The organism is Pseudomonas sp. JZ114, assembly GCF_051027705.1.
GTDB classification, from domain to species: Bacteria; Pseudomonadota; Gammaproteobacteria; order Pseudomonadales; family Pseudomonadaceae; genus Chryseomonas; species Chryseomonas luteola.
The window spans coordinates 2,327,612-2,346,994 of sequence record NZ_CP069256.1 but is presented as its reverse complement, the minus strand read 5'-3'; the positions used below and the strand labels follow the sequence as shown (position 1 = coordinate 2,346,994).

Here is a 19,383-nt window from a genome sequence, read left to right as displayed (position 1 = left end):
AATGACCGAAACGTTTGATCCTTCTGCTTTTCTTTCTGGCTGCAGTTCTCGGCCAGGTGTTTATCGAATGTTCGACGAAAGCTCCAAGGTGCTTTATGTCGGAAAAGCAAAGAATCTCAAAAAGCGCCTTTCCAGTTACTTCCGCAAAACTGGCTTGGCTCCCAAAACAGCGGCGTTAGTAGCAAAAATTTCCCAGATTGAGATAACTATTACTGGGAATGAGACAGAGGCGCTTCTGCTTGAGCAGAACCTTATCAAGCAGTTACGCCCCCCTTACAATATTCTCCTTCGGGATGACAAATCCTATCCTTATGTATTTCTGTCAACTGAGGATGAATTTCCTCGGCTTGCTATCCACAGAGGCGCTAAAAAGGAACGGGGCCGCTATTTCGGTCCGTATCCGAGCGCGGGTGCTATCCGTGAAAGTCTGAATCTCCTGCAAAAGGCGTTTATGGTGCGCCAGTGTGAGGACGGTTTTTTCAAAAACCGTACTCGCCCCTGTCTTCAATATCAAATCAAGCGCTGCAAGGGTCCGTGCACCAATATGGTTTCCCGAGAGGAATATGCTGAAGATGTTCGTCATTCGGCTATGTTCCTGGAGGGGCGCAGCAATGCCTTGGCTGAAGAGCTAAGTGCAGTTATGGAAAAGGCTGCCATGGCTTTGGATTTTGAACGGGCCGCCGAGCTGCGTGATCAAATTGCCTTAGTGCGACGAGTGCAGGATCAGCAGCATATAGAGGGTGGGAGCGGGGATGTAGATGTTATCGCTGCGATGGTGAATCCGGGTGGTGCATGCGTTCATCTAATCACTGTGCGTGGCGGCCGTGTTCTTGGTAGCAAAAACTTTTTCCCGCAGGTTGCGATTGAGGAGGAGCCCCATGACGTTCTTCTTGCATTTTTGGAACAGTATTATCTTGCTCATATAGAGCGGGATTTGCCCGATGAAGTCATCGTAAATACCGTTCATGAGGACTTCCCAACCCTCATAAGTGCCTTTAACGAATTGCATTCTCGAGGTCTTGAGATCTCGCATCGTGTTCGAGGCACTCGTGCCCGCTGGCAGCAATTGGCTGTGACAAATGCTGAGCAGGCGCTTAATACTCGGCTTGCTAATCGCCAGCATATGGCTGCTCGTTTTGAGGCGCTTACGGATGTGTTGGGGTTGGCTGAGGCGCCACAAAGGTTGGAGTGCTTTGATATTAGCCACTCAAGTGGGGAGGCTACAGTTGCTTCCTGCGTGGTGTTTGGTCCTGAGGGGCCTATTAAATCCGATTATCGCCGATACAATATTGAGGGTGTCACGGCAGGTGATGATTATGCTGCCATGCATCAGGCGTTGACCCGTCGTTTCAGTAAGCTCAAGGATGGGGAGGGTAAAATGCCTGATATCTTACTGGTGGATGGCGGTAAGGGACAGTTGGCAATGGCTCGTGATGTGCTTCAAGAGCTGGCGGTTCCGGATCTCGTCTTGTTGGGTGTGGCCAAGGGTGTAACTCGCAAGCCAGGTTTGGAGACACTCTATCTGAATGATCCCTCTAATGAGTTCAGCTTGCCGGGTCACTCTCCTGCATTGCACCTGATACAGCAGATTCGTGACGAGGCGCATCGCTTTGCTATTACGGGGCATCGAGCAAGAAGAGGGAAGGCGCGTAGGACATCTACACTTGAAGATGTTGCAGGAGTAGGGCCGAAGCGGCGTAGAGAGCTGCTTAAGTACTTCGGAGGCCTGCAAGAGCTTAATCGTGCAAGTGTCGATGAGATAGCCAAGGCGCCAGGAATTAGCAAAAAACTAGCTGAGCAGATTTATGCTGCACTGCACAGTGAGTAGAATGTCCAGACATTCATATATTTCCTGTGCCAATGAACATTCCTAACCTGCTTACTGTTCTGCGCGTTCTGCTCATTCCTTTCTTTATTGCTCTGTTTTACATGCCGGTTTCTTGGAGCTATTGGGCGGCGAGTTCAGTGTTTGCCTTGGCTAGTTTTACTGATTGGCTGGATGGCTACTTGGCTCGTCGATGGAAACAGAGTACTCCATTCGGAGCTTTCCTGGACCCGGTTGCTGACAAGCTCATGGTTGCGGTGGCCTTGGTGCTTCTGGTGCAGGAACATGCCACTATTTGGTTAACGTTGCCTGCTACCATTATTATTGGTCGAGAAATTGTAGTGTCAGCCCTTCGTGAGTGGATGGCAGAATTAGGGGCGCGAGCTCAAGTAGCTGTATCTAGTCTTGGCAAATGGAAAACAGCGGCGCAGATGGTGTCTTTGATTGTGCTGTTGGCTAATCCTCCTCAACTGACGTTCTGGGTTTTGACAGGGTATGTTCTTCTGATCATTGCGGCTGCGCTTACGCTTTGGTCTATGTGCAGTTATCTGCTTGCGGCTTGGCCGCATCTGAGCATAACGAAGAAAAAATAACTTTTTTGAATCAATGAGTTGACAGCGTCGTTGGATTGTATAGAATGGCGCCCGTCACCAAGACGCGGGAATAGCTCAGTTGGTAGAGCACGACCTTGCCAAGGTCGGGGTCGCGAGTTCGAGTCTCGTTTCCCGCTCCAGTTTGTCAGTCAGCTCCGCTTTAATTGGGGTTGGCTTATGAGGCCGGGTGGCAGAGTGGTCATGCAGCGGATTGCAAATCCGTGTACGCCGGTTCGATTCCGACCTCGGCCTCCACTATGTAGCCCTGCAGATCTAGCGGTCTGTAGGGCTTTTTATTTTTACTTTGTTGTTCGCTGTGCTGGCTAAGTTGGGTTGTTTGCTATCTATCCCTAGCTAAATGCTCAGTGTAGAGCGCTACCGCCCGGATGGCGAAATCGGTAGACGCAAGGGACTTAAAATCCCTCGGAGGAAACTCCGTGCCGGTTCGATTCCGGCTCCGGGCACCAGTTGTAATAAGGGCTTGACTTGATTGGTCAGGCCCTTATTTTTTTAGGCAAGGTCTGGCTGCTTTATAGTGGCAATCGGCCTACTATCTGCTCAAACATTCTTTTATTCGTGAAGTAACCCTTTGAAAAGCGCCAGGCAATGGGCTTTCCTTCGTCTGTTTTCAATGTAATTGAAAACACCGTTGAATCTAGCGCCCTTGCTAACAACGCGTAGTCTTTCAGGCTTATTCTTACAATCGGTATGTCTGGAATGATCACGGCAAGTCGATCCCGCTTTGGTTATGCGAGTTATCGGCCTGTGTTGGCTATTCTTCAGTTTCAATCCAATAGTTTTTACAGCTACGGCATGCCAAAAGTGATCTTTGATCAAGTGCCCAGGTGATGGCTTGCTTTCAAGTTGTGCTGCATGAAAACCACTAGGTAGCTAGTCTGACTAGCTTGGTGTGGAGGGCTAATATTTTTAGGTGTGGCCTAATGCTTGGTTGTATAGCTAATCATTTTCTGAAAGCATATATATTCTTTGTTGCTCCAGTGATCCTTCATCGATTAATTGAAAAGTGCATAGGCCTGCCATCGTTCGGTAGGATATATAATTCGATGCTGTAGCTTACTGGCTCATCCGAACCATGTGGCCCTTGGTATGGGTCACCACTGTTAAAGGAGGCGCCATGCCCACTATTACTCTTCCCGACGGTAGCCAACGTTTATTCGATCATCCTGTTACAGTCACAGAGGTCGCTCAGTCTATAGGCGCTGGATTAGCGAAAGCTACTCTGGCAGGCAAAGTAGATGGACGTCTGGTGGATGCTTGCGACGTTATTGATCATGACGCGTCCCTGCAAATTATTACACCTAAAGATGAAGAGGGTTTGGAGATCATCCGTCACTCTTGTGCTCATCTGGTTGGTCATGCTGTAAAGCAGCTGTTCCCGACAGCGAAAATGGTAATTGGTCCTGTTATTAATGAGGGATTCTATTACGACATCTCGTATGAGCGTCCTTTTACGCTGGATGATCTGGCTGCTATCGAGACGCGGATGCGTGAGTTGATCGATAAGGACTACGACGTCATCAAGCGTATGACTCCGCGAGAGCAGGTTATCGAGACGTTTAAAGCGAGAGGGGAAGATTACAAGCTCCGCTTGATTGAAGATATGCCTGATGAAAAGGCAATGGGGTTGTATCATCATGAGGAGTATGTGGACATGTGTCGTGGTCCGCATGTGCCCAATACCCGCTTTTTGAAGGCATTTAAGCTAACGAAGCTGTCTGGTGCCTACTGGCGTGGCGACTCCAAAAACGAACAGCTGCAGCGTGTCTATGGTACGGCTTGGGCCGATAAAAAGCAGCTGGCAGCTTATATTCAGCGCATTGAAGAAGCTGAAAAACGTGACCACCGCAAGCTGGGCAAGCGGCTGGATCTCTTCCATACTCAGGAAGAGGCGCCAGGAATGGTGTTCTGGCATCCAAGCGGCTGGACTGTTTATCAGGCGCTTGAGCAGTACATGCGCCGTATTCAGCATGAAAACGGCTACTCCGAAATCCGTACGCCACAAGTTGTGGATCGTTCCCTTTGGGAAAAGTCCGGCCACTGGGCTAACTATGCCGACAATATGTTTACGACTGAATCGGAAAGTCGTGACTATGCTATCAAGCCAATGAACTGTCCTTGCCATGTGCAGGTGTTTAATCAGGGGCTAAAGAGTTACAAGGAACTGCCTCTTCGTCTGGCAGAGTTCGGCGCTTGTCACCGTAATGAGCCATCAGGCTCTTTACATGGCATTATGCGTGTCAGAGGGTTCACTCAAGATGACGCTCACATTTTCTGCACAGAAGACCAAATGCAGGAAGAGGCGGCTGCTTTCATTAAGCTTACTTTGGCGGTTTACGCTGATTTCGGATTCACTGATATACAACTGAAGCTTTCTACCCGTCCTGAAAAGCGTGTTGGATCAGATGACTTGTGGGATCAGGCAGAATCAGCATTAGCTGCGGCGCTTGATCATGCAGGGCTGGCCTATGACTTGCAGCCGGGAGAAGGTGCATTCTACGGTCCAAAAATTGAATTTTCTTTGAAGGACTGTCTGGGTCGAGTATGGCAATGCGGTACGCTACAGCTTGATTTTAATTTGCCGTCTCGTCTTGGTGCTGAATACGTCAGTGAAGATAATAGCCGTAAGCACCCAGTAATGCTGCATCGTGCTATCCTTGGTTCTTTTGAGCGATTCATCGGTATTTTGATTGAGCATTACGAGGGATCTTTCCCGGCGTGGCTTGCTCCAACTCAGGCAGTGGTCATGAATATCACTGACAAACAGGCCGATTTCGCTAACGAAGTGGTGCAAATTCTTGATCAAAGCGGTTTCCGAGCTAAAGCTGACTTGAGAAACGAGAAAATCGGCTTTAAAATTCGGGAGCATACTTTGCTCAAGGTTCCCTATCTTCTTGTTATAGGTGATCGGGAAGTTGAATCAAGAGCCGTGGCTGTACGCACGCGTGAAGGTGCTGATCTGGGCTCAATGCCTATTGCGGACTTCAAGGAGCTTCTAGCTCAAGCAGTTGCTCGTCGCGGTCGACAAGAATTGGAGTAATGACTATTAAGCGTGAAATGAGACAGGATAAGCGAACTCAACCCAAGGCTCCGATCAACGAGAATATCTCGGCTCGTGAAGTCCGGTTGATTGGTGCTGACGGCCAACAGATTGGCGTCGTCTCGATTGATGAAGCGCTACGCGCTGCTGATGAAGCCAAGCTGGACTTGGTGGAAATTTCCGCCGATGCAGTACCTCCTGTGTGCCGCATCATGGATTATGGCAAGCATCTTTTCGAGAAGAAGAAGCAGACCGCAGCAGCGAAAAAGAACCAAAAACAGGTTCAGGTAAAAGAAATCAAGTTTCGTCCAGGGACGGAAGAAGGGGATTACCAGGTAAAACTACGCAACCTGGTACGTTTCCTTAATGAGGGGGACAAGGCCAAGGTATCCTTGCGATTCCGTGGTCGTGAGATGGCTCACCAGGAGCTGGGTATGGAGCTGTTAAAGCGGGTCGAGGCTGACCTTGCTGAATACGGTGCCGTAGAACAGCATCCTAAGATGGAAGGACGCCAGCTAATTATGGTCATCGCCCCTAAAAAGAAAAAGTAACCACCAGGGCACTGGCAGGCCTTGCGGTTATGCGTAATCACCCAATGCGGAGTATATGAACATGCCAAAGATGAAAACCAAAAGTGGTGCAGCGAAGCGTTTTAAAAAGACCGCTTCCGGCTACAAGCACAAGCACGCGTTCAAGAGTCACATCTTGACCAAAATGACCACCAAGCGTAAGCGCCAGCTGCGTGGTACATCTCTGATGCACCCGTCTGACGTTCAAAAAGTTGAGCGCATGCTGCGCGTTCGTTAATCGGTCACAAGGTAAAGGTATAACTCATGGCTCGTGTTAAGCGTGGCGTAATTGCCCGTCGTCGTCATAAAAAAATTCTGAAGCTGGCTAAAGGTTACTACGGTGCTCGCTCTCGCGTGTTCCGTGTTGCTAAGCAGGCTGTGATCAAGGCAGGCCAATACGCCTATCGTGACCGCCGTCAGCGCAAGCGTCAGTTCCGCGCCCTATGGATCGCTCGTATTAATGCTGGTGCTCGTATGAACGGTCTGTCTTACAGCCGTTTCATCGCTGGCTTGAAGAAAGCGGCCATCGAGATCGACCGTAAGGTTCTGGCCGATCTGGCGGTAAATGAAAAAGTAGCGTTCGCTGCGATTGTCGAGAAAGCTAAAGCTTCTTTGGCTTAAGCCCTGCGTCAATCAGGGCCTTGGCCCGACAGTAACGTCACCAGTAGGGGAAGGGCCTAAAGCTCTTCCCCTATTTTGTATCTGGAGTCAGTGAATGGAAAACCTGGAGGCACTGGTCAGCCAAGCGTTGGAGGCCGTGCAGCAAACTGAAGACACGACTGTTCTTGAACAGCTACGGGTTGGCTACCTAGGGAAAAAAGGTGAGCTTACCCAGGTCATGAAGACGCTGGGCAATCTGCCTGCAGAAGAGCGGCCGAAAGTCGGTGCGCTGATCAATGCGGCTAAAGAGCGTGTGCAAGATGCGCTTAACGCCCGCAAACAGTTTTTAGAAGAATCCGCTTTGGCTGAAAAATTAGCAGCGGAGCGGGTTGACGTAACGTTGCCTGGCAGAGGGCAAAAAACGGGTGGTTTGCACCCTATTACCCGTACTTTGGAACGTATCGAGCGACTTTTTACAGGTATTGGTTACAACGTGGCTGAAGGCCCTGAAATCGAAGACGACTACCATAACTTCGAGGCGCTTAATATTCCAGGTCACCACCCGGCTCGTGCTATGCACGATACGTTTTATTTTAATGCTACACGTCTACTGCGTACGCATACCTCACCCGTGCAGATTCGTGTCATGGAGCAGCAGCAGCCTCCGATTCGTATCATCTGCCCAGGCCGAGTTTATCGCTGCGATTCCGATCAGACGCACTCGCCGATGTTTCATCAGGTAGAAGGGCTTGTGATTGATGAGAAGGTCAGCTTTGCCGACCTCAAGAGCACGATAGTGGGTTTTCTGCGCGAGTTTTTTGAAGAAGACCTAGAGGTCCGCTTCAGACCCTCTTATTTCCCATTCACTGAGCCTTCTGCAGAAGTCGACATCCGTCGACATGTCAATAAAGACGGCCAGTTGACCCCTAGCTGGCTTGAAGTCTTAGGTTGCGGAATGGTGCACCCTAACGTGTTGCAAATGGCGGGTATCGATCCTGAGAAATATCAGGGCTTCGCGTTTGGTATGGGCGTTGAGCGCCTAGCCATGCTGCGTTACGGCGTAAATGACTTACGGCTGTTCTTCGATAACGACCTGCGCTTCCTGGCGCAATTCCGCTAGCTTTAATAGGGGGCACAATGAAATTCAGTGAACAGTGGTTGAGATCTTGGGTAAGTCCACCGGCTTCTCGGGACGATTTAATCGCTCAGTTATCCATGGCAGGTCTTGAAGTGGACGACGTCGAGCCGGTGGCCGGGCAGTTCAGCGGTGTGGTAGTAGGAGAGGTGCTCGCTACTGAGCGGCATCCTGACGCTGATAAGCTGAATGTATGCCGTGTTAGTAATGGCCAGGAAGAGTTTCAGGTCGTATGCGGTGCGCCAAATGTGCGTGCTGGTCTAAAGATTCCCTTCGCTATGATTGGCGCCAAGCTGCCGGGTGATTTCACTATAAAGAAAGCCAAGCTGCGCGGCGTTGAGTCTCAAGGCATGCTGTGTTCTGCTAGTGAGTTGAGCGTATCAGAAGATAATGCAGGTCTGATGGAGCTGCCGTCAGATGCACCGGTAGGCAAGGATTTCCGTGATTACTTGGGGTTGGACGACGTTTCTATAGACGTTGATCTAACGCCTAATCGCGGCGATTGTTTATCAATCGCCGGCCTCGCTCGTGAAGTTGGTGCGCTCTATGGCGTCCCGGTGCATGCGCTTGATGTTCCTCCTGCACAAGTAAGTATAGAGGATGTGCGCCCAATTGAGGTTGTTGAGCCTTCTGCTTGCCCTCGTTATGTAGGGCGTGTGCTAAAAAATGTTGACCTCTCTCGCCCTACGCCACAATGGATGGTAGAGCGCCTGCGGCGATCCGGGATTCGTAGCATTGATGCTGCAGTCGATGTAACTAATTACGTTATGCTTGAGCTTGGGCAGCCTATGCATGCTTTTGATCTCAACGAGATCAAGGGCGGCATTCGTGTTCGCTTAGCGCAGCCCGACGAGAAGCTGGTTCTGTTAGACGGCCAAGAGATTACTCTTCGCCCGGATACGTTAGTTATCGCCGACCATGAGCGCGCGCTAGCTATAGCTGGGATCATGGGGGGGGAATACAGTGGTGTAAGTGCCATTACCGCGGATCTGTTCCTGGAAAGCGCCTTCTTCGATCCTATTGCTGTTGCTGGTAAGGCACGCTCCTATGGTCTTCACACTGACTCTTCGCACCGCTTTGAGCGCGGAGTAGACTTTGATCTGCCTCGTCGTGCAATGGAGCGCGCTACAGCCCTACTGGTAGATATTGTCGGCGGCGAACCAGGTCCGGTGATAGAGATAGCAAGTGCTGAACATTTGCCTGTTAAGACCCCTATTACTTTGCGTAGTGAGCGCATCGAGCAAGTGCTAGGTCTGCGTCTTGAGAGTGATGAAGTTGAGCGCCTGCTGAAAGGTCTTGCATTGACCGTTGAGTCTACAGATGAAAACCACTGGAAAATTGGCGTTCCTAGCCATCGTTTCGACATAGCAATCGAAGTCGATTTGATAGAAGAATTGGCGCGCCTTTACGGATATAACCGCCTTCCGACTCGTTTTCCACAAGCACGCTTGGCTCCAAAAGGATATGCCGAGGCGCGTACTGGCCTTTCGCAATTTCGACACCAGTTGGTTGCTCGGGGTTATCAGGAAGCTATTACTTATAGTTTCATAGACGAAAAGACATTCAAGCTATTCTCGCCAACGCTTGATCCGGTATTGTTGGCTAATCCGATTTCTCAAGATATGGCTGCTATGCGCGCTTCGCTTTGGCCGGGCTTGGTCAAGGTGCTGCAGCACAATCTTAATCGCCAGCAGAGTCGGGTGCGCTTGTTTGAGTCAGGGCTTCGTTTTGTCGGTTCACTAGATGATTTGGCGCAAGAGCGTGTCTTGGCTGGTCTGATTTCGGGGCCACGCTCTCCAGAAAGCTGGAACGCTGGTTCTGAGCGTGTAGATTTTTTCGATATCAAAGGCGATGTTGAATCGCTGTTAGGTTGCGGTGAAAATGTAGGTGATTTTACCTTTGTCGCCGCAGAGCATCCTGCGCTGCATCCTGGGCAGACTGCACGCATTGAGCGTGACGGCCGGCTGGTGGGTTATGTGGGAGCGTTACATCCCGAGTTATTAAAAGCTTTGGATTTAGATCAACCTGTTTATGTATTTGAAGTGTTGCTAGGTGAGGCGGAACAGAGATACCTACCACGTTTCCAAGAGCTGTCACGTTATCCAGAAGTACGTAGAGACTTGGCAGTCCTAGTGAATATAGAGGTATCTTCGGCGGATGTTTTGTCGGTTGTACGGGACAAGGCTGGTGAGTATCTGGTTGATTTAAGACTGTTTGACGTATATCAGGGCAAGGGCATTGATCCGCTTAGAAAAAGTCTTGCAGTTGGCTTGACCTGGCAGCATCCATCACGCACTCTTACTGATGAAGAAATCAACGAAACGACACAGAAAATCCTCGTTTCCCTAGAAGAAAGGTTCAACGCCACATTAAGGAAATAGCGTATGGGGGCTCTGACGAAAGCTGAGTTAGCTGAACGTCTCTATGAGGAGCTTGGTCTGAATAAGCGTGAGGCCAAAGAGCTAGTGGAGTTGTTTTTCGAAGAAATTCGAAATGCTTTAGAGCAGAACGAGCAGGTTAAGCTATCAGGTTTTGGTAACTTTGATTTGCGAGACAAGCGTCAGCGCCCCGGACGCAATCCTAAAACAGGTGAAGAGATACCAATCACGGCACGCCGTGTGGTGACTTTCCGTCCTGGGCAAAAACTTAAGGCCAGGGTAGAAGCGTATGCTGGAACCAAGCCATAATAATGAGTTACCTGCTATACCGGGTAAGCGATACTTCACTATTGGTGAGGTAAGTGATCTCTGTTTGGTAAAGCCCCATGTCCTTAGATATTGGGAGCAGGAGTTTCCTCAGCTTAACCCGGTAAAAAGGCGAGGTAATCGTCGTTATTACCAGCGACAAGATGTCATTATGATCCGTCAGATCAGGGCTCTGCTTTATGACCAAGGTTTTACCATAGGCGGGGCTCGTCTAAGGTTGTCGAGTGATGATGCTAAGGATGATACTACCCAGTATCGCCAGCTAATAAAGCAAATGATTAGCGAATTAGAGGACGTTTTGGGAGTTCTTCAAAAATAATTTAAAAAAACCTTCCATTTATCAAAACCTTAGCTTAAGATGCTCGCCATCTCGCAAGGGATACAGTCGGGGCGTAGCGCAGCCTGGTAGCGCACTTGCATGGGGTGCAAGGGGTCGAGTGTTCGAATCACTCCGTCCCGACCAAATATCTAAAAACGGGTCAACAATCTATGATTGTCGACCCGTTTTGCTTTTGAGCGTCATGAAGACGCTGCATGGACTTGCCCCTACCAAATCAGACACCAACTCCCCGTTAAACTGATGCTGCTGCCAAACGCCTGAATTCTCTCGGTGACCGATGTTTCAAAGCGCTGTGCGGATGCTGCTCGTTGTAGTGCTCGAAGGCAATCGTCAGATTGCGCAGCGCCGTTTCTCGGTCAGGTTTGGGCATGTGCGCCACGTAATCACGCTTGATCGTCTTCACGAAGCTCTCCGCCATGCCATTGCTCTGCGGGCTGCGCACCGGCGTGCTCACCGGCTGCAAGCCGATCTGGCGGGCAAACTGCCGTGTCTGCTCGGCGATATAGGCCGAGCCGTTATCGCTCAACCATTGCACCGGCGTGCTTGGTAGTTGATCGCCAAATCGCTTCTTCACGCTTTCTAGCATCAAGTCTCGGATGTCATCGCCGCTGTAGCCTGTCGGGCTGGCGACCCAACCAATGGCTTCGCGATCACAGCGGTCCGGGGCAAAGGTCACGCTCAACTTTGCACCATCGTTGCAGCGGAACTCGAAGCCGTCCGAACACCACCGTGTATCGCTGGTAGCGACGGCAATGCGGCCTTTATGCCGGCGCAGTACGCCCTGTTGTTTGATTCGTCTCCCCAACAGCAGGTTGTGGTCGCGCATCACTCGATAAACCCGCTTCACATTGATCGGGGCTAGCGAGCGAGTTTCACGCTCGCGGCGCAACAAACCCCAGACGCGACGGTAGCCATAGCTGGGCAGCTCGCTAACTTGCCGCTTAATCTCAGCGACCAGTTCCTTGTCATTCACGAGCCGGCGTCGCCGCACTTTGGGCGATATTGATTGCTTGATGCGAACCGTTAATTGCGAGCGCGACACACCGAGACATTCGCTTACCAGTTTCACTGGTCGTCTCCCGGCAACAAGGGTGAGTGCGCAATCCATTTTCGCGACCGAGCGATCTCCACGACCTCTTTGAGAACTTTGGCTTCCATCGTCTTCTTGCCCAGCATTCGCTGCAATTCGCAGATTTGCTTGAGCGCATCACTCAGCTCGGATGCCGGTACCACAGCTTCGCCGGCACTGACTGCCGACAGGCTTCTGTCCTGGTACAGCTTGCGCCACAGGAACAGCTGGTTGGCATTGATGCCGTTGCGCCGGGTAACCACGGAAACACTTTGTCCGGGCTCAAGGCTCTCGCGAACAATGGCCAGCTTCTGGTCGGTGCTCCAGCGGCGACGGCGTTCCTGGCCGAGCAGCTCACCACTCTTACGCGCTTGTAATATGTCGCCAGCAGTGTTGCCTTTACCAATGAAAACCAAGCATTTCCTTTCAATGCCATTTCATTAGTAGCCTGCTGCGTCTCTTGGGTTTGTCTGAAAACTCGCGTTTGTTAGCCTAATGCCGTTGTGGCAAGCGGAGGCAGACATGACAGGTCGCTACGAGCTTTCGAGTCAGCGCTGGGCATTGATTGAAGACATCGTTTCTCCTCCCCAGACCATGGGCCGTCCTCGCCGGGATGATCGACAGAGGCTCAATGGTATCTTCTGGATCCTTTGCTCCGGCGCCAAATGGCATGATCTACCCGAACGCTACGGCCCTTGGAAAACGGTCTATCAGCGTTTTCGCCAATGGCGGGACGACAGAACGTTTGAGCGCGTATTGACTCGTCTGCATCTGCGGCTTCGCCAGGATGGCTTTATCGATCTGGATACCTGGATAGTGGACTCTACGACCATTCGAGCTACCCGTGCCGCGGCAGGAGGCGGAAAAAAAGGGGCCCGGACGAACCTGTAGATCATTGCCTGGGACGCAGCCGGGGTGGGTTAGGTACCAGGATTCACCTGCTTTGCGATGCCAATGGTTATCCGCTGAGCTTTACCCTCTCGCCTGGTCAGCAGGCCGATTCGCGCAACTTTATTCCGTTACTGGATCAGGTGCGTCTTCCTGGCTCTCAGGGCAGACCACGCAAGCGTTGCCGGACAGTGATCGCGGACAAGGGCTACGATAGTGAAGGGGTGCGCCGCTATTGCGACCGCTTCGGTATGCAGCCGGTGATTGCCCAGCGCACGACGCACCGCAAACCTCGGCCAGGTCTGCCTCGCCTGTTTGATAGACCCAAGTATCAACAGCGTAACGTGATCGAACGGCTATTCGGTTGGTTAAAGGAGAGGCGTCGGCTCTGTACTCGCTTTGATAAGCTGGCTAACAGCTTCAAGGCCATGGTAACGCTGGCCTGTATCGAACGATGCATGCGTGCCGACTTTTCAGACAAACCCTAATATCCTTAAAGGCTTTCTTCCGGAGTCTCTCGTCAGTTGCCATCCGGTGATCTTTTCCCCTTGCATCTAAATAAATGCTCCGCCGGATCGATAGACGGTTACTAGCTCAGCCAATTGTGACGTCATCTCAAGGCGGTCCTAGCAAGATCACTGGTTTTATTGGTTTTGCTTTGTCTATCCTGATTCGGCAGTACTCCATAAGCTTGACAGTGTTTCAATGCTCCTTATCACCATGACGCCTAGGTTCGCTCCTAAGGGCATGCTTTGGCAGTCTGTGACTCTTAGTCGGTCCGGTGTGAGCCGATGTCGGGGTGACGGTAACGGATGCATTAATGTTGTTTAAAAGTAAATGAGCTGTTATTGGGTTGGTTCCTTTGGCTTGAGAGCTATTAGGTTGATGTTTTTGAGGCTATATCAATGTCTGGTATTCATTCAAAGAGCTGCTGATACTAGTAGCTTAGTAATTTCTATATAAGGTCTTGCTTTGGCGAGTACCTATGGGTCGCCTATGCTGCAGGCGTGTAATACAAATGCGCTGTTCCAATTTAGTAAAATGCATAGATGTAGTGCCTTTAATGATGCGCTTTAGGGGGGCTTTCTGCGCTAGGCCTCAAAGAATGCTGATAAATAGATAGCTGATCCGGGGTTCGTTCTCAAATAAAGCTTGACCTGTGAGCGGAGGGGCCTATAATGCGCCCACTTCCGCTGCAACGGAACAGCAAAAAGCCTTGTATATCAATGGCTTAGCTGTTTAGTTAAGGTCAGGCCTCCGGTCTGGCAGAAGCGGGAAGAGGGAAGCGGTAGTTGACAAGCCCCTGGGCTTGTGTAGAATACGCCTCCCGCTGCCAGAACAGGTTTCCTGATCCGGCAGGTCCGGCAAGCGGTTCAGCAGGTTAGACCGGTTGAACAAAATGCTTGACAGGACAAGAGGTTAGCGTAGAATGCGCGCCTCGGTTGAGACAAGGTCTTAACCAACCGCTCTTTAACAAGTTGAATCAAGCAATTCGTGTGGGTGCTTGTGCTGTAAGACTGATGGATCGACAAGATTATCAGCAAGACAAGTAACACTCGTGAATTCGAGAGTTTATTTGCGATTGCTGAGCCAAGTTTAGGGTTTTCTCAAAACCCGGATATGTTTGAACTGAAGAGTTTGATCATGGCTCAGATTGAACGCTGGCGGCAGGCCTAACACATGCAAGTCGAGCGGATGAGGAGAGCTTGCTCTCTGATTCAGCGGCGGACGGGTGAGTAATGCCTAGGAATCTGCCTGGTAGTGGGGGACAACGTTTCGAAAGGAACGCTAATACCGCATACGTCCTACGGGAGAAAGTGGGGGATCTTCGGACCTCACGCTATCAGATGAGCCTAGGTCGGATTAGCTAGTTGGTGGGGTAACGGCTCACCAAGGCGACGATCCGTAACTGGTCTGAGAGGATGATCAGTCACACTGGAACTGAGACACGGTCCAGACTCCTACGGGAGGCAGCAGTGGGGAATATTGGACAATGGGCGAAAGCCTGATCCAGCCATGCCGCGTGTGTGAAGAAGGCCCTCGGGTCGTAAAGCACTTTAAGCTGGGAGGAAGGGTTGTAACCTAATACGTTGCAATTTTGACGTTACCAGCAGAATAAGCACCGGCTAACTCTGTGCCAGCAGCCGCGGTAATACAGAGGGTGCAAGCGTTAATCGGAATTACTGGGCGTAAAGCGCGCGTAGGTGGCTTGGTAAGTTGAATGTGAAATCCCCGGGCTCAACCTGGGAACTGCATCCAAAACTGCCTGGCTAGAGTACGGTAGAGGGTGGTGGAATTTCCTGTGTAGCGGTGAAATGCGTAGATATAGGAAGGAACACCAGTGGCGAAGGCGACCACCTGGACTGATACTGACACTGAGGTGCGAAAGCGTGGGGAGCAAACAGGATTAGATACCCTGGTAGTCCACGCCGTAAACGATGTCAACTAGCCGTTGGGGTCCTTGAGACTTTAGTGGCGCAGCTAACGCAATAAGTTGACCGCCTGGGGAGTACGGCCGCAAGGTTAAAACTCAAATGAATTGACGGGGGCCCGCACAAGCGGTGGAGCATGTGGTTTAATTCGAAGCAACGCGAAGAACCTTACCAGGCCTTGACATGCAGAGAACTTTCCAGAGATGGATTGGTGCCTTCGGGAACTCTGACACAGGTGCTGCATGGCTGTCGTCAGCTCGTGTCGTGAGATGTTGGGTTAAGTCCCGTAACGAGCGCAACCCTTGTCCTTAGTTACCAGCACATCATGGTGGGCACTCTAAGGAGACTGCCGGTGACAAACCGGAGGAAGGTGGGGATGACGTCAAGTCATCATGGCCCTTACGGCCTGGGCTACACACGTGCTACAATGGTCGGTACAAAGGGTTGCCAAACCGCGAGGTGGAGCTAATCCCATAAAACCGATCGTAGTCCGGATCGCAGTCTGCAACTCGACTGCGTGAAGTCGGAATCGCTAGTAATCGTGAATCAGAACGTCACGGTGAATACGTTCCCGGGCCTTGTACACACCGCCCGTCACACCATGGGAGTGGGTTGCACCAGAAGTAGCTAGTCTAACCTTCGGGAGGACGGTTACCACGGTGTGATTCATGACTGGGGTGAAGTCGTAACAAGGTAGCCGTAGGGGAACCTGCGGCTGGATCACCTCCTTAATCGATAGATCCCAGCTTTGGCATAAGCTCCCACACGAATTGCTTGATTCACTGAAATAAAGACGCGAGATGAGTCAAGACTCAAGCGTTAGACGATTGGGTCTGTAGCTCAGTTGGTTAGAGCGCACCCCTGATAAGGGTGAGGTCGGCAGTTCGAATCTGCCCAGACCCACCAATCGATGGGGCCATAGCTCAGCTGGGAGAGCGCCTGCTTTGCACGCAGGAGGTCAGGAGTTCGATCCTCCTTGGCTCCACCATCTAACACCGCGTTAAAGCTCAGAACTGAGTGCTTACCCCCCCCCCTAAGGGTTGGGTCGGAGCATTGACTTCTGAACTTTGTTTTCAGACTGTTCTTTAAAAATTTGGGTATGTGATAGAAGTACGAACACATAGGCTGTTTCACTGCAGACTATGTGGTCAAGGTAAATTTGCGAGTTCAAGCGCAAGTTTTCGGCGAATGTCGTGTTCCAAACCAGACATAACTTCAGATTCTTTGGGGTTATATGGTCAAGTGAATAAGCGCATACGGTGGATGCCTTGGCAGTCAGAGGCGATGAAAGACGTGATAGCCTGCGATAAGCTTCGGGGAGTCGGCAAATAGACTGTGATCCGGAGATCTCTGAATGGGGGAACCCACCTGACATAAGTCAGGTATCTCACACTGAATCCATAGGTGTGAGAGGCGAACCAGGGGAACTGAAACATCTAAGTACCCTGAGGAAAAGAAATCAACCGAGATTCCCTAAGTAGTGGCGAGCGAACGGGGACTAGCCCTTAAGCTCAATTGATTTTAACCGAACGCTCTGGAAAGTGCGGCCATAGTGGGTGATAGCCCCGTAGGTGAAAGGATCTTTTGAGTGAAATCGAGTAGGACGGCGCACGTGAAACGTTGTCTGAATATGGGGGGACCATCCTCCAAGGCTAAATACTACTGACTGACCGATAGTGAACCAGTACCGTGAGGGAAAGGCGAAAAGAACCCCGGAGAGGGGAGTGAAATAGAACCTGAAACCGTATGCGTACAAGCAGTGGGAGCCTACTTTGTTGGGTGACTGCGTACCTTTTGTATAATGGGTCAGCGACTTATATTCAGTGGCAAGCTTAACCGTATAGGGAAGGCGTAGCGAAAGCGAGTCTTAATAGGGCGTTTTAGTCGCTGGGTATAGACCCGAAACCGGGCGATCTATCCATGAGCAGGTTGAAGGTTAGGTAACACTGACTGGAGGACCGAACCCACTTCCGTTGAAAAGGCAGGGGATGACTTGTGGATCGGAGTGAAAGGCTAATCAAGCTCGGAGATAGCTGGTTCTCCTCGAAAGCTATTTAGGTAGCGCCTCATGTATCACTCTGGGGGGTAGAGCACTGTTTCGGCTAGGGGGTCATCCCGACTTACCAAACCGATGCAAACTCCGAATACCCAGAAGTGCAAGCATGGGAGACACACGGCGGGTGCTAACGTCCGTCGTGAAAAGGGAAACAACCCAGACCGTCAGCTAAGGTCCCAAAGTTGTAGTTAAGTGGTAAACGATGTGGGAAGGCTTAGACAGCTAGGAGGTTGGCTTAGAAGCAGCCACCCTTTAAAGAAAGCGTAATAGCTCACTAGTCGAGTCGGCCTGCGCGGAAGATGTAACGGGGCTCAAACTACACACCGAAGCTACGGGTTCATCGCAAGATGAGCGGTAGAGGAGCGTTCTGTAAGCCTGTGAAGGTGAGTTGAGAAGCTTGCTGGAGGTATCAGAAGTGCGAATGCTGACATGAGTAACGACAATGCGAGTGAAAAACTCGCACGCCGAAAGACCAAGGGTTCCTGCGCAACGTTAATCGACGCAGGGTGAGTCGACCCCTAAGGCGAGGCTGAAAGGCGTAGTCGATGGGAAACAGGTTAATATTCCTGTACTTCTAATTACTGCGATGGGGGGACGGAGAAGGCTAGGCCAGCTTGGCGTTGGTTGTCCAAGTTTAAGGCGGTAGGCTGACTGTTTAGGTAAATCCGGACAGTTAAGGCCGAGAGCTGATGACGACTCTTCTTATGAAGAGGAAGTGGTTGATGCCATGCTTCCAGGAAAAGCCTCTAAGCTTCAGGTAATTAGAAATCGTACCCCAAACCGACACAGGTGGTCGGGTAGAGAATACCAAGGCGCTTGAGAGAACTCGGGTGAAGGAACTAGGCAAAATGGCACCGTAACTTCGGGAGAAGGTGCGCCGGTGAGGGTGAAGGACTTGCTCCGTAAGCCCATGCCGGTCGAAGATACCAGGCCGCTGCGACTGTTTATTAAAAACACAGCACTCTGCAAACACGAAAGTGGACGTATAGGGTGTGACGCCTGCCCGGTGCCGGAAGGTTAATTGATGGGGTTAGCGCAAGCGAAGCTCTTGATCGAAGCCCCGGTAAACGGCGGCCGTAACTATAACGGTCCTAAGGTAGCGAAATTCCTTGTCGGGTAAGTTCCGACCTGCACGAATGGCGTAACGATGGCGGCGCTGTCTCCACCCGAGACTCAGTGAAATTGAAATCGCTGTGAAGATGCAGTGTATCCGCGGCTAGACGGAAAGACCCCGTGAACCTTTACTGTAGCTTTGCACTGGACTTTGAGCCTGCTTGTGTAGGATAGGTGGGAGGCTTTGAAGCGAGGACGCCAGTTCTCGTGGAGCCATCCTTGAAATACCACCCTGGCATGCTTGAGGTTCTAACTCTGGTCCGTTATCCGGATCGAGGACAGTGTATGGTGGGCAGTTTGACTGGGGCGGTCTCCTCCTAAAGAGTAACGGAGGAGTACGAAGGTGCGCTCAGACCGGTCGGAAATCGGTCGCAGAGTATAAAGGCAAAAGCGCGCTTGACTGCGAGACAGACACGTCGAGCAGGTACGAAAGTAGGTCTTAGTGATCCGGTGGTTCTGTATGGAAGGGCCATCGCTCAACGGATAAAAGGTACTCCGGGGATAACAGGCTGATACCGCCCAAGAGTTCATATCGACGGCGGTGTTTGGCACCTCGATGTCGGCTCATCACATCCTGGGGCTGAAGCCGGTCCCAAGGGTATGGCTGTTCGCCATTTAAAGTGGTACGCGAGCTGGGTTTAGAACGTCGTGAGACAGTTCGGTCCCTATCTGCCGTGGACGTTTGAGATTTGAGAGGGGCTGCTCCTAGTACGAGAGGACCGGAGTGGACGAACCTCTGGTGTTCCGGTTGTCACGCCAGTGGCATTGCCGGGTAGCTATGTTCGGAAAAGATAACCGCTGAAAGCATCTAAGCGGGAAACTTGCCTCAAGATGAGATCTCACTGGAGCCTTGAGCTTCCTGAAGGGCCGTTGAAGACTACAACGTTGATAGGTCGGGTGTGTAAGCGCTGTGAGGCGTTGAGCTAACCGATACTAATTGCCCGTGAGGCTTGACCATATAACACCCAAACAATCTGTTGTTTGGTAAAGACCAGCCGAA

The 19,383-nt window shown here is 51.1% G+C and carries 12 protein-coding genes, 6 tRNA genes and 2 rRNA genes; 19 read left to right on the top strand and 1 reads right to left on the bottom strand.

Going from position 1 to position 19,383, the window contains the following annotated elements:
* Position 1: 1 nt before the first annotated feature.
* The 14 genes from uvrC to JQR90_RS10780 all read left to right on the top strand — a co-directional run bounded on the left by uvrC (position 2) and on the right by JQR90_RS10780 (position 10,948).
* Complete coding sequence (gene uvrC, locus JQR90_RS10845) at positions 2-1,828, top strand: excinuclease ABC subunit UvrC (protein WP_037029541.1); 1,827 nt, start codon at positions 2-4, stop codon at positions 1,826-1,828.
* A gap of 32 nt (positions 1,829-1,860) precedes the next feature.
* Positions 1,861-2,418, top strand: coding sequence for a CDP-diacylglycerol--glycerol-3-phosphate 3-phosphatidyltransferase (pgsA, locus tag JQR90_RS10840; protein WP_010794641.1), 558 nt, complete (start codon positions 1,861-1,863; stop codon positions 2,416-2,418).
* A gap of 64 nt (positions 2,419-2,482) precedes the next feature.
* Positions 2,483-2,558 (top strand) — tRNA-Gly (locus JQR90_RS10835).
* Between the two features lie 41 nt (positions 2,559-2,599).
* Positions 2,600-2,673: transfer RNA gene (locus JQR90_RS10830), tRNA-Cys, on the top strand.
* Between the two features lie 125 nt (positions 2,674-2,798).
* A tRNA-Leu gene (locus tag JQR90_RS10825) sits at positions 2,799-2,885 on the top strand.
* 668 nt (positions 2,886-3,553) lie between these two features.
* Complete coding sequence (gene thrS / locus JQR90_RS10820) at positions 3,554-5,476, top strand: threonine--tRNA ligase (protein WP_010794564.1); 1,923 nt, start codon at positions 3,554-3,556, stop codon at positions 5,474-5,476.
* Positions 5,476-6,027 carry a translation initiation factor IF-3 gene (gene infC, locus JQR90_RS10815; protein WP_010794563.1) on the top strand — a complete coding sequence of 184 codons (552 nt, stop codon included), beginning with the start codon at positions 5,476-5,478 and terminating at the stop codon, positions 6,025-6,027. The genes thrS and infC overlap by 1 nt, the downstream gene beginning before the upstream one ends.
* Positions 6,028-6,088: 61 nt before the next feature.
* Positions 6,089-6,283, top strand: a complete 195-nt coding sequence (gene rpmI, locus JQR90_RS10810; RefSeq protein WP_010794562.1) for a 50S ribosomal protein L35 — start codon at positions 6,089-6,091, stop codon at positions 6,281-6,283.
* Positions 6,284-6,309: 26 nt separating this feature from the next.
* A complete protein-coding gene (rplT, locus tag JQR90_RS10805; protein WP_010794561.1) occupies positions 6,310-6,666 on the top strand; it encodes a 50S ribosomal protein L20 in 357 nt (118 codons plus the stop codon).
* A gap of 94 nt (positions 6,667-6,760) precedes the next feature.
* A complete protein-coding gene (gene pheS / locus JQR90_RS10800) occupies positions 6,761-7,765 on the top strand; it encodes a phenylalanine--tRNA ligase subunit alpha (protein ID WP_010794560.1) in 1,005 nt (334 codons plus the stop codon).
* Between the two features lie 17 nt (positions 7,766-7,782).
* Complete coding sequence (gene pheT / locus JQR90_RS10795; RefSeq protein ID WP_073450309.1) at positions 7,783-10,161, top strand: phenylalanine--tRNA ligase subunit beta; 2,379 nt, start codon at positions 7,783-7,785, stop codon at positions 10,159-10,161.
* Between the two features lie 3 nt (positions 10,162-10,164).
* Positions 10,165-10,467: an integration host factor subunit alpha gene (ihfA, locus tag JQR90_RS10790; protein ID WP_010794558.1), complete on the top strand. Its 303-nt coding sequence runs from the start codon at positions 10,165-10,167 to the stop codon at positions 10,465-10,467.
* Positions 10,448-10,804, top strand: a complete 357-nt coding sequence (locus JQR90_RS10785; protein WP_010794557.1) for a MerR family transcriptional regulator — start codon at positions 10,448-10,450, stop codon at positions 10,802-10,804. The genes ihfA and JQR90_RS10785 overlap by 20 nt, the downstream gene beginning before the upstream one ends.
* Positions 10,805-10,871: 67 nt before the next feature.
* Positions 10,872-10,948: transfer RNA gene (locus JQR90_RS10780), tRNA-Pro, on the top strand.
* Positions 10,949-11,057: 109 nt separating this feature from the next.
* Here the strand turns inward: JQR90_RS10780 and JQR90_RS10775 are convergent.
* Positions 11,058-12,274 (bottom strand): IS3 family transposase gene (locus tag JQR90_RS10775; protein ID WP_244294402.1). Its coding sequence is split into 2 segments (ribosomal slippage): positions 11,058-11,938 and positions 11,938-12,274, totalling 1,218 coding nucleotides; the frame shifts between segments, so codons are not numbered across the junction.
* A 142-nt stretch (positions 12,275-12,416) separates the two neighbouring features.
* Between JQR90_RS10775 and JQR90_RS10770 the strand changes: the two genes are divergently transcribed.
* The 5 genes from JQR90_RS10770 to JQR90_RS10750 all read left to right on the top strand — a co-directional run bounded on the left by JQR90_RS10770 (position 12,417) and on the right by JQR90_RS10750 (position 19,341).
* Positions 12,417-13,270 (top strand): IS5 family transposase gene (locus JQR90_RS10770; RefSeq protein WP_434140004.1). Its coding sequence is split into 2 segments (ribosomal slippage): positions 12,417-12,765 and positions 12,765-13,270, totalling 855 coding nucleotides; the frame shifts between segments, so codons are not numbered across the junction.
* A gap of 1,138 nt (positions 13,271-14,408) precedes the next feature.
* Positions 14,409-15,945: ribosomal RNA gene (locus tag JQR90_RS10765) — 16S ribosomal RNA — on the top strand.
* Between the two features lie 98 nt (positions 15,946-16,043).
* Positions 16,044-16,120 (top strand) — tRNA-Ile (locus JQR90_RS10760).
* A 6-nt stretch (positions 16,121-16,126) separates the two neighbouring features.
* Positions 16,127-16,202: transfer RNA gene (locus JQR90_RS10755), tRNA-Ala, on the top strand.
* A gap of 248 nt (positions 16,203-16,450) precedes the next feature.
* Positions 16,451-19,341, top strand: a 23S ribosomal RNA gene (locus JQR90_RS10750).
* The 16S and 23S rRNA genes sit together here with 2 tRNA genes alongside, the layout of an rRNA operon.
* Positions 19,342-19,383 lie beyond the last annotated feature (42 nt).